The sequence below is a fragment of the Streptomyces sp. NPDC088354 genome (assembly GCF_044753585.1).
GTDB lineage: Bacteria > Actinomycetota > Actinomycetes > Streptomycetales > Streptomycetaceae > Actinacidiphila.
The window spans coordinates 131,864-152,908 of record NZ_JBIVNJ010000002.1 but is presented as its reverse complement, the minus strand read 5'-3'; the positions used below and the strand labels follow the sequence as shown (position 1 = coordinate 152,908).

The window sequence follows — 21,045 nt, the reverse complement described above, 5'->3', positions numbered from 1 at the left end:
TTCTTCCTGTCTGTCGTGGTCTCAGGCGTTGAGCAGGGCGCGCAGGGCTTCGCGTTCGGCACGGTCCGCGGGGGAGGAGCGCAGGGTGGGCGCGGAGCCGACGAGCAGGCGCGTGTAGGGGTGCCGCGGGCGGCCGATGACGTCGCGGGCGGCGCCGGCCTCGACCAGTTCGCCCTGGTGGAGCACGGCGATGCGGTCGCAGATGCCGGCCACCGAGCCGAGGTCGTGGGAGATGAAGACCAGGGCCACGCCGGACGCGCGCAGTTCCTTCAGGATCTCCAGGACCTGCACGCGGTTGGCCGAGTCCAGGGCACTGACCGGTTCGTCCAGGATGACCAGGCGTGGGCCGGTGACCAGGGCGCGGGCGATCGCGACCCGCTGGCGCTGGCCCCCGGAGAGTTCGCCGGGCAACCGGTCCAGGAGCTCCTCGTCCAGGCGGACGCGGGGCAGGAAGGCGCGCACCCGCTCGGCCGCGGCTTCGCGGGCGACCCCCTGCAGGAGCAGGGGTTCGGTCAGGGAGTCCTCGATGGTGACGTCCGGGTCGAGGCTGCGCAGCGGGTCCTGGAAGACGTACTGGACGACGCCGCGGCGGCGCAGGTCGCGCCATTGCCGCCGGCCGTAGGTCCTGACGTCCTCGCCGTCGACGACGACGGAGCCCGCCGAGGCGTGCACCAGGCCGAGCACGGCCCGGGCGAGGGTGGTCTTGCCCGATCCGGTCTCGCCGATGACGCCGACGGTCTCGCCGGGCGCCACGCTCAACGAGACGTCGTGCAGGGCCCGTCGGCGCCTGCGGCGGAGGCCGTAGTGGACCTGGAGCCCGGTGACCTCCAGGACGGGGTTCCGGGTGTCGGCGGGTGCGGTGGTCACGCGTCCTCCTCGGGCGTGCGGAACGTGTCCAGGCCGTACTGCTCGTGCTCGGCGATGAGCAGCCGGGTGTAGTCGTGCTGCGGGTCGTGGAGCACCGTGTGCGTCGGGCCGTGTTCCACGACCCGGCCGTCGCGCAGGACCAGTACCTCGTCGCACAGCTGGGCGACGACGGCCAGGTCGTGGGAGACCAGGACGAGGGCCAGTCCTGTCCGTTCGCGCAGTTCGGCGAGGAGGTCGAGGATCTCGGCCTGGACGGTGACGTCGAGGGCGGTCGTCGCCTCGTCGGCGATGAGGATCCGCGGGTCCGCGGCGATCGCCGTCGCGATCAGGACGCGTTGGAGCATGCCTCCGGAGAGCTCGTGGGCGTACTGGCTGTACACGAGTTCCGGGTCGCGCAGTCGCACCGCCCGCAGCAGCTCGACGGCGCGGTGGCGTGCCTCGCGCCGCTTCAGACCCTTCTTGGCCCGGACGACCTCGGCGATCTGGGGACCGACCCGGATCGAGGGATTGAGGTAGGAGGCGGGGTCCTGGAAGACCGCGCTGATCGTGGCGCCCCGAAGGGCCGTCCACTGCGGGGACGCCAGGGTCGCGATGTCGGTGCCGAGGATCTCGATCGATCCGCCGGTCACCTCGAAGTGCGGGGGCAGGATGCCCAGTGCGGCGCGGCAGGTGAGGGTCTTTCCGCTGCCGGACTCGCCGACGATGCCGACCGCCCTGCCGGGGGTGAGCTCGAAGCTCACTCCGCGGACGATCTCGCGGTCGCCGGCCTGGTCCCTGATGCGTACGTCGCGCACGGACAGTACCGGCGATGCCGGGGCGGCCGCTTCCCCGCCTGTGTCACCGGGCGCGGCACTGCCGGCCTGCCCGGGGACGAGGTTCTCTGACACGGTCGTCATCGCGCACCTCCGGTGGCGCCCAGTCGGTTGGCGCGGGCCTTGCGGCTGTTGACCAGCGCGCGGCCCGCCTCGCCCGAGACGTCACGGATCGCGTCGGCGAGCTGGTTGCCGGCCCAGACGGCGACCATGATCAGCAGGGCGGGTGCCAGTGGCGCCCACGGCTGGTGGCTGAGGTAGCCCAAGTCGTAGGCGAGCAGCCCGCCCCAGGTGGGCGCGGGTGGCTGGACGCCGATGCCGAGGAACGTCAGGCTCGACACGATGACGAAGCCGAGGCCGACGGTCTGGGCGAGCGCGACCGCGAGGGGCGGGAGGACCTTGACCCAGACGTGGCGGCGGACGATCCAGCCGACGGAGGCGCCGGAGACGAGCGCCGCCTCCACGTACGGCGAGCGGGCCACGGCGAGGGTGGCGGCGCGGGACACCCGGTAGAACAGCGGCGACACCAGAGCGCCGGTGACCAGCATGGCCTGGGTGATGCCGTTGCCGAGGAGGGCGATCACCGCGACGGCGAACAGCAGGAACGGCAGGGCGACGAGCGTGTCGGCCAGGCGCAGGGTGATCCACTCGAAGACCCGGCCGAGGTAGACCGACAGGATGCCGGGGATCGCGCCGACCACCAGGGCCGTGAGCGCGACCTCCAGTGAGCCGAGCACGCTGACGCGGGAGCCGTCGAGGAGCCGGCTCAGCACGTCGCGGCCGAGGTAGTCGGTGCCCAGCCAGTGGGCGAACGAGGCGCCGGCGAGCGTGTTGTCGCTGGTGGCCAGGGGATTGTCGGGAGCGAGGACGGGGCCGAGGACCGCCAGAGCTGCGATCACGGCGAGGACGGCCACGGCGATCCGGCCGGAGGTGAGAGCGAGGACGCGGCGCACCATGGTCATACCCCCCGCTGGGAGGCCGGCGTCACACGCGCCAGCACCAGGTTGACGATCAGGTTGAAGGCGACGACCAGGACGATCGACACCACGAGGACTCCCTGCACGGCGGGCACGTCGCCCGCCTGGGCGGAGTCGTTGGCGAACCTGCCGAAGCCCTGCAGGCCGAAGATCCACTCCGTGACGACGGAGGCACCGACCAGCGCGGGGAACTTCAGGCCCAGGGTGGCGAGCGCCGGCCCGATGCCGTTGCGCAGGACGTGGCCGAAGAAGATGCGCCTGGGGCCCAGTCCCCTGACCACCGCGCCCGTCACGTAGTTCTCGCGGTAGGCGGCGATGAGGCTGCTGCGCAGTTGGCGGGCGACATCGGCGACGACGTCGAAGCTCAGGGCGACGGCGGGCAGGGTGATGTGCGCGAGCCACGGGCCGACGCCCTGCGCCGCCGGGATGTACCCGGCGGAGGGGAACAGGTGCAGTCCGACGGCGAAGACGGTGACCAGCACGATGCCCACCACGAAGGCGGGCATCACCGAGATGACCGTGACGAAGCCCGTGATGGCGCGGTCGATCCAGGTGGTGCTGCGCAGTGCCGCCACCGTGCCGAGGGTGAACCCCACGGTCACACCGATGATCAGCGCGAAGGTCGCGACCGAGAGGCTGACGCCGAGGCCGAGGCCGATGAGGGTGGAGATGTCGGCGCCGTTGGTCCAACTGGTGCCGAGCCGGCCGTGCAGGATGCCGGTGAACCAGTCCCAGTACTGGGCGAGGAAGGGCCGGTCGAGCCCCCAGTGTGCCTCGACCCTGGCGATCGCCTCGGGAGTCGCCTCCTCGCCCAGCTGGATCCGCGCCGGACTGAGGCCGCTCAGCGACCGCAGTGCGAACGTCACGAACGTCGCGACCAGGAACACGGGCACGAAGATCGCGATCGAGCGGGCGAGGGTGATCAGGATGCGGCTCACGGCCTGCCGCACCCTGATCGCGGCGACCCCGCGACGGCGGGCAGAGGTGACCGGTACCGCGGTGGTCGTCATGAGGGTGCCCCCTTCGGGTGGTGGACGGAGGTCAGTCGCGGCCGGAGATGGTCACGCCGGTCCAGTCCAGGTGGGCCGGGTTCTTCGGCAGGTCCGATATCGACCTGCTCTTGGCGAAGAGGTTCGGGGAGGAGTAGGTGAAGACCAGCGCCTTGGTCCGCAGCCCCGCCCGGGTCGCCGCTTGCAGGATCTGCGCGTAGTCCGGTGCGTTCAGCGGGGTCCGGCGCACCTTGGAGATGGCCGCCTCGAAACCGGACGGCTCGTAGGGCGAGCTGAGGTTCAGCGGGCCGTCGGGGCCGAAGTGGGCGGTGAGGGTCTGCGCCGCGGAGTCGCGTCCCGTGGTGCCGTAGAGCGAGAACGTCAGGTCCTTGGCGAAGAACGGGGTGGCCCAATTCTTGTCGATCTTGATGGTGACGGCGATGCCGACGGCCGCCAGCTGCGACTGGACGATCTCGGCCTGCGGGTCCTCCGCCGGGATGACCAGGTCGAGCTTGATGTCGCCGGGCTTGCGGCCCGCTTCGGCGAGGAGCTGTTTCGACTTCGCCGGGTCGTACGGGTAGGCGTTCTCCGACCGCGGGTCGTAGGCCACGTAGCCCTTGGGGAACGGCTGGTCGGTCGCCTCGCCGTAGCCGAAGGTCAGCTTGTCCACGAACTCCTTGCGGTTGATGGCGTGGCGCACGGCGTCGACGACCTTGTCGTTGTCGAACGGCGGCTTGTTGATGTTGAGGCTGATGTTCGAGGCGTTGAAGCCGGGCTGGACGAACACGTCGAGTCCGGCCTTCTTGGCGGCGTCGGCCTGACTCGGCTTGATGTCGGCGAAGTTGTAGACGCCGGTCTGCAGCCCGGAGACGACCGTCGACGCGTCGGGGGCCGAGACCAGCTCCACGTCGTCGATGTGGATGTTCTTCGCGTCCCAGTAGTCCGGGTTCTTCTTCAGGAGGACCTTGGTGCCGGGGATCAGCTGCTCGACGACGAAGGGCCCGGCGCCGACGGGGTCCTGGTCCAGTTTCTCCGGATGCGCGGCCGCCTTGGGGCTGGCGATCTGCAGGACGCGCTGACCGAGCAGCTGGGGGATCTGGTAGTCGACCTGGGTGAGGTGGACGATCGCGTCCAGACCCCGGGCGTCCACCGACTTGATCGAGGTCAGGTCGCCGAACAGTGCCGAGTTCTGCTGCTTCTTGGCCCGCTCGACAGCCGCCTTGACCGCGGCGGCGTCGACCGGTTGGCCGTCGCTGAAGGTCAGGCCGGGGCGTAGATGGAAGGTGATCTCGTCGCCCTTGTCGTTGTACTCCCAGCTTCTGGCGAGGTCCGGGACGGCCTTGCCGTTCTCGTCGGTGCGCGTCAACGAGGCGTAGACGAGCGCGAGTTCGCGGAACTGGGCACCGCTGCCCGAGACCACCGGGTCCCAGTGGGCGGGGAAGTAGGAGGAGGCCCACTTCAGCGTGGCGCCGCCGGTCGCGGCGCCCGCGCCGTCGCCGCATGCGCTGAGGCCGGGGGCGAGCACGCAGACGAGGGCGGTGCCGAGGGCGGCGGCACGCAGCCGGCCCGCCGTTCGGGGGGATCGCGGGTCGGGTCCTGGGCGGCGGCGGGGCGTGAGTCGTCCGGGCATGTCACGGCTTTCTGCGAGGGGCCCCGGCCCGTCTCTGGGCGGGCGGGGCGCGGCGGCGGGCGCGGTTCGCACCCGCGCCGGACGCCGGCCCGTGCCCTTACGGACGTGCCGACGCAGGCTCTTGAGACACACGTCGGGCACGCCGCGCTCGGGGCAGGGCGGCGGCGGGTACGCGGGGGCTCACCAGGAGGTGGATGGGGAGAGGCGGCGAAGCGCGAAGGCGGCGGCGCGGGCGGCGGGCGCCCGCGACGGCTGAGCGGCGGGACGGCCGGCGCTGACGGGAACGGTCAGGCGCCTGTGGGCCGTGGGCGTCGGCCGGTCAGCGACAGAGAGCGCTGGAGGTGCGCCGCAGGTCCACGTAGCGGCACACCACACCGGGGTGCGTCGTGAGCATGCTGCACATCCTGGCGACCGTCGCGAACGGCTGTCAATAGACACCAATTGGTGTCTCATTGGTCGGGACGGCGTCCTGACTGCGCCTCAGCGGCAGGTCAGGGCGCGCCGCGTGCGCCTCCGCAGGTCGCCGGGTGCACCGCGGCCTCGTCGGGATGCAGCCACAAGGGGCCGTTCCCGGTCTCCACCCGGACCGCCTCCCGCGGCGGCCACGGGCCTTCCGCCAGCAGTTCCCGCTCCGGACCGGTGAGGCTCCGGTAGTGCCGCAGCGCCCGGGCCGGCGAGAGCGGGCGCGGCACGTCCGGCAGGCCGGGGCACAGCTCCGCCACGGCTGCCGCGTACTCCTCGTAAGTCCGCCAGCCCGGCACCACGCGATGTCCCGCCGGGGCGCGGACGAGCAGCGTCGGCAGCGCGTACCGGTACCCGCCGTCGCCGGTCTCCTTGGCGGTGCCCGGGTGCGGCGACCGGTCCGCAACCGACAGGACCTCGCGCACCGGGCGACGCGCCTCGGCCCGGTCGGCGCGCACCTGCTCCAGCACCTCGGCGGACGCCGCGTCGGCCGTGAGCCGCTCCAGGTCGAGACCCGGCACTCCGCGTACGGCGGACAGTGCCAGCGCGGGCGTGTCGGCCGGTTCGCCCAGGACGAAGACGGTCTCCCGAAGCCGGCGCAGCACCCCGTCCGCCACGTCCCGGCCCTGGAGTTCGGCGGCCTTGGCCACCAGCGAGGACGGCCAGGAACTCGCCGCCACGCGGCTCAGCCGGAGCGCCCGCGGCGCCCGGGTGTGGGCACTGATCCCCTCGACGTAGCCCGCGTACCAGGCGGTCTCGGCGGCGGAGTCGGGCGCCGGGTCGTCGTCGAGGTCGAACAGGAGGCAGTAGACCCGGCGCCACCGGACCCGGCCGGCCAGCGCCGCCCGCAGCTTGCGGAAGACGGGCTCCGAACCCCAGGCCCACGGACACAGCGGATCGGTGTACTCGACCACCTCCAGCGCGGGCCAGGGCGCTCCGTCCGTCACGCGGCTCCCTTCCGGGCCGGCTGTTCCCGGGCGCCCGCCGGCAGCAGCGACAGCAGGGTGACTGCACCGAGGATCGCCGCCGCGCTCGCCTCGACCTGGCGCCACACACCGGGCAGTCCCGAGGCGGCGCCGGGGTAGTCGAGCCCGGCCGGCGGTTCGCCCCGCAAGGTGATCAATTCGCCGTCGACGGCGAGCGCGATGTCCAGGAGGGTGATCTCCTCGGCAGGGCGGCCGAGCCAGTAGCCGCCCTCGCAGCCGCGCTGACTGCGCACCAGCCCGGCCTTGCGCAGCTCGCCCACGACGGACTTCAGGAACCGGAACGGGATCTGCTGCGAGGAGGCGATGGCTTCGCACGTCAGTGGGCGGGCGGGTTCACAGGCGAGCTCCAGGAGGGCCCGTGCGGCGTAGTCCGCCTTCGCGGAGATATGCATGGTCACATCATGCCCGACCCGGCCCCCGCGACCAGGGCCCGCGCTGCCCGCTCTCCACATTGCGGGAGTATTGCCGCAGGTGAAGGGCAATGGACACTTCTTGACATCCTTTTCGGGGCCGCTCTACCGTCCCGGCATGAGCGAGCCGTCGACGACCCCGGGTGAGGGCTTTCACCCCCATCTCCACGACACTCCCGGGCACGGGGCCGCGCCCCTGCGCACCCGGCTCCACCACGTCCGCGCGGACTCCCTGGACGACGGGACGGCGCAGACCGGCGGGATGCGCAGGTTCGCCGCCGTCAGCGGGCGGACCGTGGGTTCCGAGAAACTGTGGATGGGTCAGACCCATGTGGCCCCCGCGACATCGTCCTCCGACCACCACCACGGCGAGTCCGAGACCGCCATCTACGTGGTGAGCGGGCACCCCGAGTTCGTCTTCCTCGACGACTCCGGCGAGGGGCCCGGTGAGGTGCGGCTGCGCACCTCACCGGGCGACTACATCTTCGTGCCCCCGTTCGTGCCGCACCGGGAGGAGAACCCCGACCCCGCGGAGGAGGCCGTGGTCGTCATCGCCCGCAGCACTCAGGAGGCGATCGTGGTCAACCTTCCCGGGCTGTACGCCCTTCCGGCCGAAGAAGCCTGAGGCGCCGGCACGCGGCCTTCAGCGCGGGGCGCCGAAGGCCGCGTACTGCCCTGCGAGACGGCGGACGTAGGCGGTGAGGTGCTCGTACCGGGAGAGCACGCCACCCGCGAGGCCGGACAGGGCCACCCACAGATCGACGTCCGCCGCGGTCAGCCTCCCGCCCAGGACGCAGCGCCCGTCGGCCAACCGGCGGTCCAGCATCCCGAGCGTGCTCAGCAGCCCGTCGAGGGCCTTCGCGCGGTCGGCCGGTGCCTGCGCCGCGGCGGCCCGCTCCGCGGCGCGCGTGACGCAGCCCTCCACCAGATCCTGGACGGCCTCGATCTCCTTCAGCAGGGCCGGCGGGCACAGGTCGGGCACGGGACCGCATGCCGCGTCGCCGAGACGGCCCGCGAGGTCGCGGAGGATGTCGGCGGTGTGGTTGCTGACGACCCGTCCGGTCCACCGGTCGCACAGGGCCGGTACGGTGAGCGGTCCGTCGTAGCCGTGCCAGGTGGCCTCGTACGCCCTGCGCAACGGCGCGAGCGCGGCGGCTTCGGCGGCATCGGGGGACGCCGCCGGAACGACCGTGGTGACGACGGAGTCCCGGAGCCCGAGCAGGTCGAGGGTGACGGCGACCCGCCGCGACTGCGGGCACCGCGCCGCCGTGAGGAACACCTCGTAGCGGCGCGGGGCCGGGTAGAAGCCGCCGGCGACGTCGACACCGATCCGGCTGCGGAAACGCTCCGGACGGGACGTGCGCGGCAGCGTGGTACAGGTCGAGCGGAAGCTGAGGTCACTGAGCGGCGCGGGGCCGGCGGGGCCGGAATCGCGCGGGATCGTCTCGGGCATGCACTCTCCAGGGCACGGTGGGCCCCCGGTTGCCCTCGGGCACCGGCGGGCGGAACGGCTGAAGGCCCTGTGCCCGGTCGCACATGGCCCCTGAGTCGGTACGGCGGGGGACTCCTCCGGGTCAGCCGGCCGTGCCGAACGCGCTGCAGACGCGCAGGAAGTCGATGTGCAGCCGACGGGTGAGGAGCGCGGATCGTGCCCTGGACATGTCCGCCTCCCCGGCTCGGGGCCCGCGGGACGCGGGACCGCGCTTGACCCGCCGCGCCGGCGGGACCCGGTCGTCACCCGGGGCACCCCACCGCGATGTGAGGGTTGCCTGTCAGCGGGCCGGGGCCGATGACCCACGGAGCCGGAAACGGCACCGCGGGCGCTGACAATCGTGACCGTTCCCATCAGTGTTGGCCCGGCAAACCCGGCGCGTCAAGAAGGCGATGCGCGTCTCACGGTGGCGTCCGGCATGTGGGACGACGTCGTTGACATTCTCTTCGGCCCGTGCCTAACTTACGCCGCAGAACGGTCCTGAGCGTCAGCTGCGGGCCCGGCCGCCCGGCGTCAACTCCCGTATGACGGTGGCCGACCCGGGTGACCGCCGGACCCCACGACCTCCGCTGGACACGAGGCCCCCCCGCGGGGCGGAACGGTGACGGTGACGGCGATGTACGCAACCCCGGGGACGGCAGCGTGGCGGCGCCACGGCCTGCTCCAGGCGTACACGCGGCGGCCCGTCGGTCTGCTCCGCGTCAACAGCGCGCTGTGTCACGCCTGTTCGGCGCTCTGTCGCGGGCGCTGTCAGGCCTGACGGCAACCCCCTGAACGCCGGCACCTCCCCCTGACGCGGCGGGAGCGCCCGCCTGTTCGGCCCCGTTCCGCTCGCCCCCTGTGCCCCGTGCCGCCGTGCCGTCGTCGCCCGGCCGGTCCCCCGTCGCCCGCGCGACCGGGGCGCACCCATTCGCTGGAGTCCCGATGAGTGAACCCCCCGGCACCGCTGTGTCCTCCCGCACGGCACCCCCGGCCCAGGAGCCGGCCAAGGGGCCCGAACCCGGTCCGCCACCCCGTTCCGCACAGCGGGTCCTGCCCCTGCGCCGTCCCGGCCGGTGGATCGCCACGGCGATCGTGCTGGTGCTGGTCGCCCAGATCGGGCACGGCCTGCTGACCAACCCGTTCTTCCAGTGGGACCGCTTCGGGTACTGGTTCGTGCGCCCGGTGATCCTCGACGGACTGCTCATCACCCTCGAGGTGGCGGCGTACAGCGCGGTGCTCGGTCTCCTCGGCGGCATCGCGCTCGCGTTGGCCAGGCTCTCCGGCAGCCCTGTGCTGCGTGCCGTCAGCTGGACGTACACCTGGCTGTTCCGTTCGACACCGCTCATCGTCGTGCTGCTGTTCCTGTACAACTTCAGCGCGCTGTACCGGACGTTGAGCCTCGGAGTGCCCTTCGGGCCGGCCTTCCTCACCTTCGACGAGTCCAGGCTCGCCACCGACATGGTGGTCGCCGTCATCGGTCTGAGCCTCAACGAGGCGGCCTACGCGTCCGAGGTGGTGCGCGCGGGCATCCTCTCGGTGGACCAGGGCCAGCACGAGGCGGCCGCGGCGCTCGGCCTGCCGAAGCGCTACCAGTTCGCCAGGATCATCCTTCCCCAGGCCCTGCGGTCCGTCGTCCCGAACTACGTCAACCAGCTGATCGGCCTGATCAAGGGCACCTCGCTGGTCTTCTACGTCTCACTGCTCGACCTGTTCGGCTCGGTGCAGAGCATGGGCAGCACCTATCCCGGCGACATCGTGCCGCTGCTGCTGGTCGCCACGGTCTGGTACGTGATCCTCACCAGCGTCGTCTCCGTCGTCCAGTTCTACGTGGAGCGGTACTACTCGCGCGGCGCGCTGCGGACCGTCCCGCCCACCCCCGCACAGAAGCTGCGGGCCGCGCTGCGCGACCTGCGGGCCCGGATCCGGACGGAGGCCACGCCATGACCACCGACGTACAGCCCGCCGCGGTGGAGGTCCACGACGTGCACAAGTGGTACGGCACCCACCGGGTGCTGGACGGGGTGAGCCTGACCGTCCGGCCGGGAGAGGTCACGGTGATCATCGGGCCGTCCGGCTCCGGCAAGTCCACCCTGCTGCGGGTGATCAACCACCTGGAGAAGCCCGAGATCGGTCATGTCAGCCTGAACGGCGAGCCGATCGGCGTCCGCAGGCACGGCGAACGTCTCAAGGAACTGAGCGAGCGCGTCATCCTCACCCAGCGCGGCCGGATCGGCTTCGTGTTCCAGAACTTCAACCTCTTCCCGCATCTGACGGTGCTGGACAACGTGGCCGCGGCGCCGGTGGCGACCGGCCGGCTGCGCAAGCCGGAGGCCCGGGACCTGGCCCGCACCCTGCTCGGCCGGGTGGGACTGGCCGACAAGTCGGGTGCCTACCCCCGGCAGTTGTCGGGCGGACAGCAGCAGCGGGTGGCCATCGCCCGGGCCCTGGCCCTGCGCCCCGGCGTCATCCTCTTCGACGAGCCCACCTCCGCGCTGGACCCCGAACTGGTCGGCGAGGTGCTGTCCGTCATCAAGGACCTGGCCACCGGCGGTACCACCCTCGTCATCGTCACGCACGAGATCGGTTTCGCCCGGGAGGTCGCGGACCGGATCGTCTTCATCGACGACGGCCGGATCGTCGAGCAGGGCCCGCCCGAGCAGGTGCTGAACCACCCCCGGCACGAGCGGACCAGGGAGTTCCTGAGCAAGGTGCTCTGAACGCTCCCCGGCACCCCGGTACACCCGCACCCACGTACACGCACGTACACGCACGTACACCCACGAACAAGGACGGCCATGCCCACCCTTCATTTCCGCGTCAGGATCATCCGCACCCTCACGGCCACCACCGCCCTCGTCCTCCTCGCCGGCGGCCTGGCCGCCTGCGGGGGTGACAGCAGCGCGTCCACCGCCACCGGAGCCGGCCCCTCGTCCTCCGGCACGGTGACCGTGGGCAGCCTGTCCAACGGCGCCGCCCAGGAGACCACCTTGAAGGTGCCGGAGGTGAAGGCCATCAGCGCGGGCCTGCCCAAGGACATCGCCGCGAAGGGGGAGTTGGTCATCGGCCTCGGCGCGCTGCCTGCCGGCTTCCCGCCGCTGGCCTACGTCGGCAGCGACCAGAAGACCCTCACCGGAGCGGAACCGGACCTCGGCCGGCTGGTGGCCGCGGTACTCGGGCTCAAGCCCGTCGTGAAGAACTCGACGTGGGAGAACCTCTTCGTCGGCATCGACAGCGGCAAGGTCGACGTGGCCTTCTCCAACGTGACGGACACCGAGGAACGCAAGCGCACGTACGAGTTCGCCTCCTACCGTCAGGACAACCTGGCCTTCGAGGTGCTGAAGGACAGCACCTGGAACTTCGCGGACGACTACCGGACCCTCGCCGGGAAGACCGTCGCGGTCGGAGCCGGCACCAACCAGGAGAAGATCCTCCTGGAGTGGCGGAAGAAGCTCCAGGGGGAGGGCAAGAAGCTGACCGTCAAGTACTTCCCTGACAACAACAGCACCTATCTGGCGCTCACCGGCAAGAAGATCGACGCCTACTTCGGTCCCAACCCCGGCATCTCGTACCACATCACGCAGGACGCGACGACCCCCAACCCCACCCGGAACGCGGGCAAGTACTCCGGCGCGGGCGCGAGTCTGCAGGGCCTGATCGCCGCGACCGCGAAGAAGGACAGCGGGCTCGCCAAGCCCGTCGCCGCCGCGATCAACCACCTGATCGACAACGGCCAGTACGCCAAGTGGCTGAGCGCCTGGAACCTGTCCAACGAGGCCGTCGCCACCTCGGAGGTCAATCCGCCCGGGCTGCCGCTCGACAACTCCTGACGTCCCGTCCGCCGCACGACCGTACGGAGATCCGGCAGCCATGTCCCTCAGCATCCCCGTGGACCGCACCCACAGTCCGGCCGCACCGCACGTCCTCGACAACCCCGCCTGGGCGGCGCTGACCGGTCCGCACGCCCGGTTCGCCGAGCGCGTCGGCCTGGCCGCCCGCTACCCCGTCGACGTCTCCCCGTTCACCGCGCTGTCCGACCCGGGCGATCCCCGGGCCTGGGACGACCTGGCCGCGCTGGCCGGGCCGGGTGCCGCCGTCGCGGTGACCGGCGCGCGGACGCCCCCGGACGGATGGGAACTCGTCGCGGGCGGCGAGGGGGTCCAGCTCGTCGACACCTCGCTGCGCGCCGAGCACGCACCGGATGCGGTACGCCTCGGCCTCGCCGACGTGCCCGAGATCCTGGACCTGATCGACCTGACCAAGCCGGGCCCCTTCCTCCCCAGGACCGTCGAACTCGGGGCCTACCTCGGCATCCGGGAGGGCGGCCGGCTGGTCGCGCTGGCCGGCGAACGGCTGCGGACGCCCGGATGGACCGAGATCAGCGCGGTGTGCACCCACCCGGACCGCCGCGGCCGAGGCCTGGCGACCCGCCTGGTGCGGGCCGTCGCCGCGGGGATCAGGGACCGCGGGGACACCCCGTTCCTGCACGCCGCGGCCGTCAACTCCGGTGCCATCCGGCTCTACGAGTCCCTCGGGTTCACCCTGCGACGCCGCACGACGTTCCTGCTGGTGCGGACCCCGGGCGTCCCGCGGGAACAGACGGGGTAGGAACGCTGTTGCGTTGGTGGGAGAGTTCTCGGCGGAGCGCAGCCCGCCGGATCGCGCGGAGAGCGGAGGTGAGGGTCGTGCCGACGGTGTCCCTCGTGCCCCGCGCGTCCTTCGCGGTCCTCGCTTCGCCCCGCCAGGTCCACCTGTACTCCCGGCCGCACATCGACCTGCAGCGCGTCGCCGGCTCTCTCTGTAGTTCCTGACCCCCGTTCCCGCCGCCGGCCCTCCGGACGAGGGTCGGTGAGACATGTGGTCGATCAGGAAGGCTCCCTCCGTGTCATCGGACTTCTCCTCGCCGTACCCCGCTTCCTCCCTCTCGCCCGACAACCCCCTGCATCTCGCCGTCGCCCTCGACGGCGCCGGCTGGCACCCGGCCGCCTGGCGTGAGCCCGAAGCCCGCCCCAGGGAACTGCTCACCGCCCGCTACTGGCAGGACGTCGTCACCGAGGCCGAGCGCGGACTGCTCGACTTCGTGACGATCGAGGACTCCCTCGGCCCGCAGTCCTCCCACTTCACCGAGCCCGACGCACGCACCGACCAGGTGCGCGGCCGCCTGGACGCCGTCCTGGTCGCCGCCCGCGTCGCCCCGGTGACCCGGCACATCGGCCTCGTGCCGACCGTGGTCACCACCCACACCGAGCCCTTCCACCTCTCCAAGGCCATCGCCACGCTCGACTACGTGAGCTCCGGCCGCGCCGGTCTGCGCGTCCAGGTCTCGGCGCGACCGAACGAGGCCGCGCACTTCGGCCGGCGGACGATCCCGGCTTTCGGGATCGACGACCTCGGCACCCCGGCCGTCGAAGAACTGATCGCCGACCTGTTCGACGAGGCGGCCGACTACGTCGAGGTGGTGCGCCGCCTCTGGGACAGCTGGGAGGACGACGCGGAGATCCGCGACGTGGCCACCGGCCGCTTCATCGACAGCGACAAACTGCACTACATCGACTTCGAGGGCCGGCACTTCAGCGTCAAGGGCCCTTCCATCACCCCCCGGCCGCCCCAGGGCCAGCCCGTCGTCAGCGCTCTCGCCCACCGCACCGTGCCGTTCCGTCTCGTGGCGCGCTCGGCGGACATCGGATACGTGACCCCTCACGACAGCGACCAGGCCAGGGCCGTCGTCGCCGAGATCCGTGCCGAACAGGACGCGGCCGGCCGGGCGGGGGAGCTCCTGCACGTCTTCGGCGACCTCGTGGTCCTCCTCGACGACGATCCCGCCGCGGCGCGGGCCCGCCGGGAACGCCTGGACGGCCTGGCCGGATCCCCCTACACCAGCGACGCGAAGATCTTCACGGGCACTCCCGCCGAGCTGGCGGACCTCCTGCTGGAGTGGCAACGCGCCGGGCTCACCGGCTACCGGCTGCGCCCCGCCGTGATCGGCCACGACCTTCCGGCGATCACCCGCGGCCTCGTTCCAGAACTGCAGCGCCGCGGGGCGTTCCGCGGCGCGTACGAGGCGGACACCCTGCGCGGCCTGCTCGGCCTTGCCCGTCCCGCCAACCGCTACGCCGCCGCGGCCACGACCGCGCACGCCTGAGCCGGAGGACCGTACGTCATGAGCAAGCCGCTGAAGCAGATCCATCTGGCCGCCCATTTCCCCGGCGTCAACAACACCACCGTGTGGAGCGACCCGGAGGCCGGCAGCCACATCGAGTTCAGCTCCTTCACGCACTTCGCGCAGACCGCCGAACGGGCCAAGTTCGACTTCCTGTTCCTCGCCGAGGGGCTGCGCCTGCGCGAACAGGGCGGGAGGATCTACGACCTCGATGTGGTCGGCCGCCCCGACACCTTCACCGTCCTCACCGCGCTCGCGGCCGTCACCGAACGCCTCGGTCTGACGGGCACGATCAACTCCACCTTCAACGAGCCGTACGAGGTGGCACGGCAGTTCGCCAGCCTCGACCACCTGTCCGGCGGGCGCGCCGCCTGGAACGTCGTCACCTCCTGGGACGCCTTCACCGGCGAGAACTTCCGCCGGGGCGGCTTCCTCCCGCAGGACGAGCGCTACTCGCGCGCCAGGGAGTTCCTCGCCACCACCCGCGAGCTCTTCGACTCTTGGCACGGCGACGAGATCCTCGCCGACCATGCGACCGGCGCGTTCCTGAGCGACGCCAGGGCCGGTGCCTTCGTGCACAAGGGGCAGCACTTCGACATCCACGGGCAGTTCAACGTCCCCCGCAGCCCCCAGGGGCGCCCCGTGATCTTCCAGGCCGGCGACTCGGAGGAGGGCCGCGAGTTCGCCGCCGCCGACGCGGACGCGATCTTCAGCCGGTACAGCACGCTGAAGGAAGGCCAGGCCTTCTACCAGGACGTGAAGCGCCGCCTGGCCAAGTACGGCCGCGAGCCGGAGCAGTTGCTGATCCTGCCCGCCGCGACCTTCGTGCTCGGCGACACCGACGCCGAGGCGAAGGAGATCGCCCACGAGGTGCGACGCCGGCAGGTCAGCGGGGCCACCGCGATCAAGCACCTGGAATTCGTCTGGAACCGCGACCTGTCCGGCTACGACCCCGACGGCCCGCTGCCGGACATCGACCCGGACCTCGGCGAGCACACCGTCGCCCGCGGGCGCGCCCAGGTCCGCATGTACCGCGACCCGCTGGCCACCGTGCGGGAATGGCGGGAACTGGCCGCCGCCAACAAGTGGTCGATCCGCGACCTGGTCATCGAGACCGGCAACCGTCAGTCCTTCGTGGGCTCCCCGGCCACGGTCGCCACGACCATCAACGACTTCGTGCAGGCGGACGCCTCCGACGGCTTCATCCTCGTCCCGCACATCACCCCGGGCGGCCTGGACGCCTTCGCCGACACCGTCGTCCCCCTGTTGCAGGAGCAGGGCGTGTTCCGTACCGACTACGAGGGCACCACGCTCCGCGACCACCTCGGTCTCGCGCACCCCGACGCCCCTCCGGCCGAGCGGGCGGCGTCATGAGGTTCCTGGCCATCACCCTGATCGTGCACGCCCCGGACCCGGTGACGGGGGTGGTCAAGCCGACCGGCGCCCGGTTCCGCGAGGTCCTGGACAACGCGCTGCTCGCCGAGGAGCTGGGCTTCGACGGGTTCGGTGTGGGGGAGCGGCACGAGCGCCCGTTCATCTCCTCCTCCCCGCCGGTCGTCCTCAGCCACATCGCCGCGCTGACCTCGCGGATCCGGCTCTTCACCGCCGTGACCACGCTCAGCCTGCTGGACCCGGTGCGGGCGTTCGAGGACTACGCGACGCTGGACCACCTGTCCGGGGGCCGTCTGGAGCTGATCATCGGCAAGGGGAACGGCACGGCGCAGCGCGACCTGTTCCACGTGACCCCCGAGGACCAGTGGGACCGCAACGCCGAGGGATATGAGGTCTTCCGCCGACTGTGGCGGGAGGAGAGGGTGACCGCCGACACGCGCTTCCGTCCGCCGCTGAAGGACGCGGAGGTCTGGCCGAGGCCGCTGCAGCAGCCGATCCGGGTCTGGCACGGCAGCGCCACCAGCAAGGAGTCGGTGGACCTCGCCGCCCGGTACGGGGACCCCCTGTTCTCCGCGAACGTCACCCACCCGATCGAGCCGTACGCGGAGCTGATCCGCCACTACCGCGAACGCTGGGAGCACCACGGCCACGACCCCGCGGACATCGCGGTGGGTGCCGGGACGGCCGGCCTGTACGTCGCGCGTACCTCCCAGGAGGCGCTCAGCGGCTACCGGCCCGTGTTCGAGGGGCACCTGGCGTTCCAGAAGCGGCTCGGCCTCGAGCCCGTCTTCCCGACGCTGGAGGACTTCGTGGCGCGCAGCTCGGCGCTGGTCGGCAGCCCGCAGCAGGTCATCGACAAGGTGCACCGCTACCACGAGGAGTTCGGCCACACGGTCCTGCACATCCACGCCGACGCGAGCGGCCTGAGCGGCGACCGGCACCGCGACTCGCTGGAACTCTTCCAGTCCGGCGTCGCCCCGGTGCTGCGGCGCGACATTCCCGACCCGCCGTTCCCCTGGGGCCCCGCCCCGTCCTCGTCCGAACCCGCCCGCCCGTCGCCCGCGCACCGTTGAGGAGAAAGCCCACCGTGTCCCGCACACCGCTAGGGGTCCTCGACCTCGTCCACATATCCTCCGGCTCCACCGCCGCGAAGGCCCTGCGCAACAGCATCGACCTCGCCCGGAGAGCCGAGGAATTCGGCTACGCCCGCTACTGGTTCGCGGAGCACCACCTGAACCCCGGTGTCGCGGGCACCTCACCCGCCGTGGTCCTGGCCCTCACGGCGGCCGCGACCTCCACGATCCGGCTCGGCTCGGGAGCCGTGCAACTCGGCCACCGTACGGCCCTGTCCACCGTGGAGGAGTTCGGTCTCATCGACGCCCTGCACCCCGGGCGCCTCGACCTGGGACTGGGCCGCTCCGGCGGCCGGCCGCCGGCGAGCCCGCAGAGCGCGGTGCCCACCACGACACCGGTCGTCGACGGACGCACGCCGAACGGCCTGCGGATCCCGCCGAGGTTCTCGTTCGAGCATCTGCTCGGCTCACCCCGCATCGCGCTCCAGCGGCGGCTGCTCCAGCAGCCCGACGCCCGGTCCCAGGACTACGGGGAGCAGATCGACGACATCCTGGCGCTGCTGCGCGGCACGTACCGTTCCCCGGACGGCATCGAGGCACATGCCGTGCCCGGCGAGGGCGCCGACCTCCAGGTGTGGATCCTCGGCAGCAGCGGCGGCCAGAGCGCCGAGGTCGCCGGCCGCAACGGGCTGCGCTTCGCCGCGAACTACCACGTCAGCCCGGGCACCGTGCTGGAGGCCGCCGACGGTTACCGCGCCGCCTTCCAGCCGTCCGAGGTGCTGGACAAGCCGTACGTGAGCGTCTCCGCCGACGTGGTCGTCGCCGAGGACGACGCGACCGCCCGCGAGCTCGCCACCGGGTACGGCCTCTGGGTCCGCAGCATCCGCACCGCCGAGGGCGCCATCGAATTCCCCACCCCCGAACAGGCCCGCGCGCACACCTGGACGGAGGAGGACCGCGCCCTGGTGGCCGACCGGCTGGAGACCCGGTTCGTCGGCACCCCGGGGCGCGTCGCCGACCAGCTCGAACAACTCCAGGAGGCCACCGGCGCCGACGAGTTGATCGTCACCACCATCACCCACGGCCACGACGACCGGGTGCGTTCCTTCCGGCTCCTGGCCGAGGAGTGGCATCGCCGCTGAACGGGGCACGCCGTGTCAGCGGCCGGTCGAGTTGCCGAGGCGTTCGAGCAGGAGCCCCTCGCGGGTGGACCAGGGGCAGATCGTCACGCTGTGCGCATCGCACGCCTCCATCAGGGCCTCGGCCACCAGCGCCCCGGCCAGGGACTGCTCGGCGCGGTGCGCGGAGATGCCGGGGAGTTTGTCGCGGCTTTCCGGGGGCACGGCGGCCAGCAGGTCGAGGGCGTCCCGCAGCGCGGGCAGGGTCAGCCGCTCGGGCGTGCGCGTGGGCTTGTCGCGGGTCGCGGCGGCGAGCCGGGCGAGCTGGGTGAAGGTCTTGGAGCAGGCCAGGATCCGGCCGTCCGGCTCGGCGCGGGGCAGCCCGGACACCGCGCTCAGGGACCGGCGCAGTTGCTTGCGGACCTCGGCCAGGTGCTTCTTGGAAGAAGCGGTGCCGCCGGGCAGATGCCTTCGGGTGACGGCGCGGGCGCCCAGCGGCAGCGAGTGCACCGTGCGGGGACGGGCGCCGCTGCCGGAGGCGATCTCCACGGTGCCGCCGCCGATGTCCAGCACGAGAAGCGGACCGTCGGCGGGGGCCGCCCAGCGGCGGGCCGCCGCATAGGCGAGCCGGGCCTCCTCCTCGCCGGACAGCACCCGCAGGCGCACGCCGGTGCTGTCCGCGACCCGTTCGATGACGTCGTCGCAGTTGGGCGCGTCCCGGATGACGGAGGTGGCGAACGCGAAGACCTCGGGCAGCCGGAGCCTGGGGTGTGCGGCGACCACCTCGGCCACGGCCTCCTGCACGGTCCTGACGCCCGACCTGCGCAACCGGCCCTCCGGGCCGAGGCTCTGGTGCAGTCCCAACCGCACCTTGCGGGAGAGCACCGGCTCCAGCTCGCTGTCCTCCGACCGTCGCACCACCGTCAACAGGGCGCTGTGGCAGCCGACATCGAGGACCGCCGCCTGCCGCTTCCCACGATCTTCCCGCACCACGAGCCTTTCCGTTCCCGGGTCAGGACCGTTCACCCCGGCCCCTGCCCGGGGCGGTTGCCAGGGGCGGTGACCTGCGCATCGGGGCACCGCGTAGCCATCATGTCACCGCCGGTGCCCCCCTCGGGCCACCACGGCCCTTCGCTACGCGTTTGTGTCGCCCGGCGTGCGGATGTTGACGCCACCCTGCCGCGTCGCCGAGGTGGTGGGAACCGGTCGCGCGGGCGGGCCGTCGCCCGTTCCCTCCTGCTCGGAGGGATGCCCGCCTTACCATGGTCCGGGGCCGAGGCGCGCACGGTGGGGGCGGAAGATGAAGCGCATGGTCGGGAGAGCTGCGGCAGCGGCGTACGTGGCGCTGATCGGGTGCCTTGCCGTGGCGGGGGCCGTCCAGGAACGAGCGGTCTACTACCTGGTGGCGGTCGCTCTGGCCCTGCCCTCGGGTGCCGTGGCGCTGCCGGCGATGTACGGAGGCTATGCGGCGATTTCGGCGATCGGCGCGCTCTGGCTGCCCGTTGCCGGGCCGGACGGCGAGGAAGCCGCTTGGTTGAGCGTCGGGAGCGCGGTGCTGAACGTGGTGGTTCTGACGGCTGCCGCGATCGTCAACGTCGTGCTCGCCGAACGGGTGTTGCGCAGGCAGCGGCTGCTCCGCCGCTGACGTTGCCGATCGGCGTGCGGAGGAAACGCGCTCCCGGGATGTCGGCGTCGCCGCCCATCAGCCGCGAGGACCCGCAAGGTGACCGACGCAGCTGGTTCGCCCCGTCCGCCGGGCGGGACGCGTCGTCAGAGGGAACCTGGTGGGAATCCGGGACTGCTCCGCAGGCGACGAATGGGAATGACCGCCGTCATACGCACTGGGCCCGGTCACCCCGGCCGGCCCGCGGACACGCGAAAGGGCCCGCGGACGGACGGTGCCGCGGGCCCTGTTCGACCGGTGGTGGCTCAGTTGGCCGCCGGTACCGCACGGCCGGACGCGGACGGAGCGGGACGGGGCGACAGCAGCCGGTGGGCCAGTTCGCCGAAGAGGAGTCCGAAGCCGCCCCACAGCGTGACCTGGATGGCCAGGGCGGACAGTCGGAACCGCCACAGCAGGGCGGCCGGGAAGTCCGCCGGCACCTCGTTGACGACCGGCAGGAAGGCGTAGGCCAGCCCGACGGCGACGACGAACGCCGCGACCGCGACCACGGTGGCGTACCAGTTGCCCACACGGGGCGCGAGGCGCTTGCCGAGGATCACGGCGCCGATCGCCAGCAGGACGCTGAGCACCATCATCAGGAAGTACAAGGTGGTGCGCTTGCCGATGGTGTCGGGGTCGCCCACCGACGGCGGATTGGCCGGGTACTTGAGGAACGGAACGACGTACACCGCCAGCAGCGCGCAGCCCGACAGCAGGAGCGCGGTCGCGCGCACCGAGAAGCGGCCGACGCGGCCGAGCGCGAAGCAGTAGGCCAGTGCGGCGATCCCGCCGAAGGCGACGCCGTAGAGGAGGACGCCGGTGGCCAGGCCGGCGGTGGACTGGAGGTGGCGGCTGACGAGTTCGACCTCGTGCTCGTGCGCCGGGGCGTGCGCCTCCTCGAAGCCGATGGCGTCGTCGACGCCGGGCTCACCGAGGAAGTAGGCGACGAGCAGGGCGAACACGCCCGCGGCGAGGCCCGCGAGCATGCCGCGGACGAGGAGGTTCCTCACGGTTGCCGAGTTCATGGGGGTACGG

At 72.1% G+C, this 21,045-nt stretch carries 21 protein-coding genes and 1 riboswitch; of the genes, 11 read left to right on the top strand and 10 right to left on the bottom strand.

The window, feature by feature from the left end; all coding sequences use genetic code 11:
• Positions 1 to 21: 21 nt before the first annotated feature.
• The 7 genes from ACIP98_RS04040 to ACIP98_RS04010 form a co-directional block, all read right to left on the bottom strand.
• Positions 22 to 867: an ABC transporter ATP-binding protein gene (locus ACIP98_RS04040; RefSeq protein ID WP_319657454.1), complete on the bottom strand. Its 846-nt coding sequence runs from the start codon at positions 865 to 867 to the stop codon at positions 22 to 24.
• Complete coding sequence (locus ACIP98_RS04035; RefSeq protein ID WP_401973603.1) at positions 864 to 1,763, bottom strand: ABC transporter ATP-binding protein; 900 nt, start codon at positions 1,761 to 1,763, stop codon at positions 864 to 866. Before ACIP98_RS04035 ends, ACIP98_RS04040 begins: the two co-directional genes overlap by 4 nt.
• On the bottom strand, positions 1,760 to 2,635 hold the full coding sequence (locus ACIP98_RS04030) for an ABC transporter permease (RefSeq protein ID WP_319657452.1): 876 nt from the start codon (positions 2,633 to 2,635) through the stop codon (positions 1,760 to 1,762). The genes ACIP98_RS04035 and ACIP98_RS04030 overlap by 4 nt, the downstream gene beginning before the upstream one ends.
• Positions 2,636 to 2,637: 2 nt before the next feature.
• Positions 2,638 to 3,666, bottom strand: a complete 1,029-nt coding sequence (locus ACIP98_RS04025) for an ABC transporter permease (RefSeq protein WP_401973601.1) — start codon at positions 3,664 to 3,666, stop codon at positions 2,638 to 2,640.
• A 31-nt stretch (positions 3,667 to 3,697) separates the two neighbouring features.
• Positions 3,698 to 5,275: an ABC transporter substrate-binding protein gene (locus ACIP98_RS04020; protein ID WP_401973599.1), complete on the bottom strand. Its 1,578-nt coding sequence runs from the start codon at positions 5,273 to 5,275 to the stop codon at positions 3,698 to 3,700.
• A 491-nt stretch (positions 5,276 to 5,766) separates the two neighbouring features.
• The gene (locus ACIP98_RS04015; protein WP_401973597.1) at positions 5,767 to 6,684 is read right to left on the bottom strand and encodes a DsbA family protein; all 918 of its coding nucleotides are present in this window, start codon (positions 6,682 to 6,684) and stop codon (positions 5,767 to 5,769) included.
• Positions 6,681 to 7,115: an Rrf2 family transcriptional regulator gene (locus ACIP98_RS04010; RefSeq protein ID WP_319657448.1), complete on the bottom strand. Its 435-nt coding sequence runs from the start codon at positions 7,113 to 7,115 to the stop codon at positions 6,681 to 6,683. The genes ACIP98_RS04015 and ACIP98_RS04010 overlap by 4 nt, the downstream gene beginning before the upstream one ends.
• Before the next feature lie 136 nt (positions 7,116 to 7,251).
• Between ACIP98_RS04010 and ACIP98_RS04005 the strand changes: the two genes are divergently transcribed.
• Positions 7,252 to 7,758 carry a cupin domain-containing protein gene (locus ACIP98_RS04005; RefSeq protein WP_319657447.1) on the top strand — a complete coding sequence of 169 codons (507 nt, stop codon included), beginning with the start codon at positions 7,252 to 7,254 and terminating at the stop codon, positions 7,756 to 7,758.
• Positions 7,759 to 7,776: 18 nt separating this feature from the next.
• Here the strand turns inward: ACIP98_RS04005 and ACIP98_RS04000 are convergent, their stop codons facing one another.
• Positions 7,777 to 8,586, bottom strand: coding sequence for a glutathione S-transferase C-terminal domain-containing protein (locus tag ACIP98_RS04000; protein ID WP_401973595.1), 810 nt, complete (start codon positions 8,584 to 8,586; stop codon positions 7,777 to 7,779).
• 242 nt (positions 8,587 to 8,828) lie between these two features.
• A riboswitch (SAM riboswitch) is annotated at positions 8,829 to 8,971 on the bottom strand.
• Positions 8,972 to 9,549: 578 nt separating this feature from the next.
• On the opposite strand from ACIP98_RS04000, the gene ACIP98_RS03995 reads away from it, so the two are divergent.
• The 9 genes from ACIP98_RS03995 (at position 9,550) to ACIP98_RS03955 (ending at position 18,371) form a co-directional block, all read left to right on the top strand.
• Positions 9,550 to 10,551 carry an amino acid ABC transporter permease gene (locus ACIP98_RS03995; protein WP_401973593.1) on the top strand — a complete coding sequence of 334 codons (1,002 nt, stop codon included), beginning with the start codon at positions 9,550 to 9,552 and terminating at the stop codon, positions 10,549 to 10,551.
• Entirely contained in the window at positions 10,548 to 11,324 is a 777-nt protein-coding gene (locus ACIP98_RS03990) for an amino acid ABC transporter ATP-binding protein (RefSeq protein ID WP_401973591.1), read from the top strand. The genes ACIP98_RS03995 and ACIP98_RS03990 overlap by 4 nt, the downstream gene beginning before the upstream one ends.
• A gap of 78 nt (positions 11,325 to 11,402) precedes the next feature.
• Positions 11,403 to 12,434, top strand: a complete 1,032-nt coding sequence (locus ACIP98_RS03985) for a transporter substrate-binding domain-containing protein (RefSeq protein ID WP_401973589.1) — start codon at positions 11,403 to 11,405, stop codon at positions 12,432 to 12,434.
• A gap of 40 nt (positions 12,435 to 12,474) precedes the next feature.
• On the top strand, positions 12,475 to 13,212 hold the full coding sequence (locus ACIP98_RS03980; RefSeq protein ID WP_319657442.1) for a GNAT family N-acetyltransferase: 738 nt from the start codon (positions 12,475 to 12,477) through the stop codon (positions 13,210 to 13,212).
• 68 nt (positions 13,213 to 13,280) lie between these two features.
• A complete protein-coding gene (locus ACIP98_RS03975; protein WP_401973586.1) occupies positions 13,281 to 13,415 on the top strand; it encodes a putative leader peptide in 135 nt (44 codons plus the stop codon).
• A gap of 44 nt (positions 13,416 to 13,459) precedes the next feature.
• Entirely contained in the window at positions 13,460 to 14,746 is a 1,287-nt protein-coding gene (locus ACIP98_RS03970) for an LLM class flavin-dependent oxidoreductase (protein WP_401973584.1), read from the top strand.
• Between the two features lie 18 nt (positions 14,747 to 14,764).
• Complete coding sequence (locus ACIP98_RS03965; RefSeq protein ID WP_401973583.1) at positions 14,765 to 16,138, top strand: NtaA/DmoA family FMN-dependent monooxygenase; 1,374 nt, start codon at positions 14,765 to 14,767, stop codon at positions 16,136 to 16,138.
• A complete protein-coding gene (locus ACIP98_RS03960) occupies positions 16,135 to 17,229 on the top strand; it encodes an LLM class flavin-dependent oxidoreductase (RefSeq protein ID WP_401973581.1) in 1,095 nt (364 codons plus the stop codon). The genes ACIP98_RS03965 and ACIP98_RS03960 overlap by 4 nt, the downstream gene beginning before the upstream one ends.
• A gap of 14 nt (positions 17,230 to 17,243) precedes the next feature.
• A complete protein-coding gene (locus ACIP98_RS03955; protein ID WP_401973580.1) occupies positions 17,244 to 18,371 on the top strand; it encodes an LLM class flavin-dependent oxidoreductase in 1,128 nt (375 codons plus the stop codon).
• Positions 18,372 to 18,386: 15 nt separating this feature from the next.
• Here ACIP98_RS03955 and ACIP98_RS03950 read toward each other — a convergent pair whose 3' ends face one another.
• The gene (locus tag ACIP98_RS03950; RefSeq protein WP_319657436.1) at positions 18,387 to 19,340 is read right to left on the bottom strand and encodes a hypothetical protein; all 954 of its coding nucleotides are present in this window, start codon (positions 19,338 to 19,340) and stop codon (positions 18,387 to 18,389) included.
• A gap of 307 nt (positions 19,341 to 19,647) precedes the next feature.
• On the opposite strand from ACIP98_RS03950, the gene ACIP98_RS03945 reads away from it, so the two are divergent.
• Positions 19,648 to 19,992: a hypothetical protein gene (locus ACIP98_RS03945; protein WP_319657435.1), complete on the top strand. Its 345-nt coding sequence runs from the start codon at positions 19,648 to 19,650 to the stop codon at positions 19,990 to 19,992.
• A gap of 284 nt (positions 19,993 to 20,276) precedes the next feature.
• On the opposite strand, the gene ACIP98_RS03940 is transcribed toward ACIP98_RS03945, so the two are convergent.
• Positions 20,277 to 21,035 carry a CbtA family protein gene (locus ACIP98_RS03940; RefSeq protein WP_319657434.1) on the bottom strand — a complete coding sequence of 253 codons (759 nt, stop codon included), beginning with the start codon at positions 21,033 to 21,035 and terminating at the stop codon, positions 20,277 to 20,279.
• Between the last annotated feature and the right edge of the window lie 10 nt (positions 21,036 to 21,045).

What these genes read in the sequence shown, in the direction of transcription:
- ACIP98_RS04035 (WP_401973603.1), bottom strand. Translation starts at nt 1,763, where the DNA reads ATGACGACCGTGTCAGAGAACCTCGTCCCCGGGCAGGCCGGCAGTGCC.
- ACIP98_RS04030 (WP_319657452.1), bottom strand. Translation starts at nt 2,635, where the DNA reads ATGGTGCGCCGCGTCCTCGCTCTCACCTCCGGCCGGATCGCCGTGGCC.
- ACIP98_RS04025 (WP_401973601.1), bottom strand. Translation starts at nt 3,666, where the DNA reads ATGACGACCACCGCGGTACCGGTCACCTCTGCCCGCCGTCGCGGGGTC.
- ACIP98_RS04020 (WP_401973599.1), bottom strand. Translation starts at nt 5,275, where the DNA reads ATGCCCGGACGACTCACGCCCCGCCGCCGCCCAGGACCCGACCCGCGA.
- ACIP98_RS04010 (WP_319657448.1), bottom strand. Translation starts at nt 7,115, where the DNA reads ATGCATATCTCCGCGAAGGCGGACTACGCCGCACGGGCCCTCCTGGAG.
- ACIP98_RS04005 (WP_319657447.1), top strand. Translation starts at nt 7,252, where the DNA reads ATGAGCGAGCCGTCGACGACCCCGGGTGAGGGCTTTCACCCCCATCTC.
- ACIP98_RS04000 (WP_401973595.1), bottom strand. Translation starts at nt 8,586, where the DNA reads ATGCCCGAGACGATCCCGCGCGATTCCGGCCCCGCCGGCCCCGCGCCG.
- ACIP98_RS03995 (WP_401973593.1), top strand. Translation starts at nt 9,550, where the DNA reads ATGAGTGAACCCCCCGGCACCGCTGTGTCCTCCCGCACGGCACCCCCG.
- ACIP98_RS03990 (WP_401973591.1), top strand. Translation starts at nt 10,548, where the DNA reads ATGACCACCGACGTACAGCCCGCCGCGGTGGAGGTCCACGACGTGCAC.
- ACIP98_RS03985 (WP_401973589.1), top strand. Translation starts at nt 11,403, where the DNA reads ATGCCCACCCTTCATTTCCGCGTCAGGATCATCCGCACCCTCACGGCC.
- ACIP98_RS03980 (WP_319657442.1), top strand. Translation starts at nt 12,475, where the DNA reads ATGTCCCTCAGCATCCCCGTGGACCGCACCCACAGTCCGGCCGCACCG.
- ACIP98_RS03970 (WP_401973584.1), top strand. Translation starts at nt 13,460, where the DNA reads ATGTGGTCGATCAGGAAGGCTCCCTCCGTGTCATCGGACTTCTCCTCG.
- ACIP98_RS03965 (WP_401973583.1), top strand. Translation starts at nt 14,765, where the DNA reads ATGAGCAAGCCGCTGAAGCAGATCCATCTGGCCGCCCATTTCCCCGGC.
- ACIP98_RS03960 (WP_401973581.1), top strand. Translation starts at nt 16,135, where the DNA reads ATGAGGTTCCTGGCCATCACCCTGATCGTGCACGCCCCGGACCCGGTG.
- ACIP98_RS03945 (WP_319657435.1), top strand. Translation starts at nt 19,648, where the DNA reads ATGAAGCGCATGGTCGGGAGAGCTGCGGCAGCGGCGTACGTGGCGCTG.
- ACIP98_RS03940 (WP_319657434.1), bottom strand. Translation starts at nt 21,035, where the DNA reads ATGAACTCGGCAACCGTGAGGAACCTCCTCGTCCGCGGCATGCTCGCG.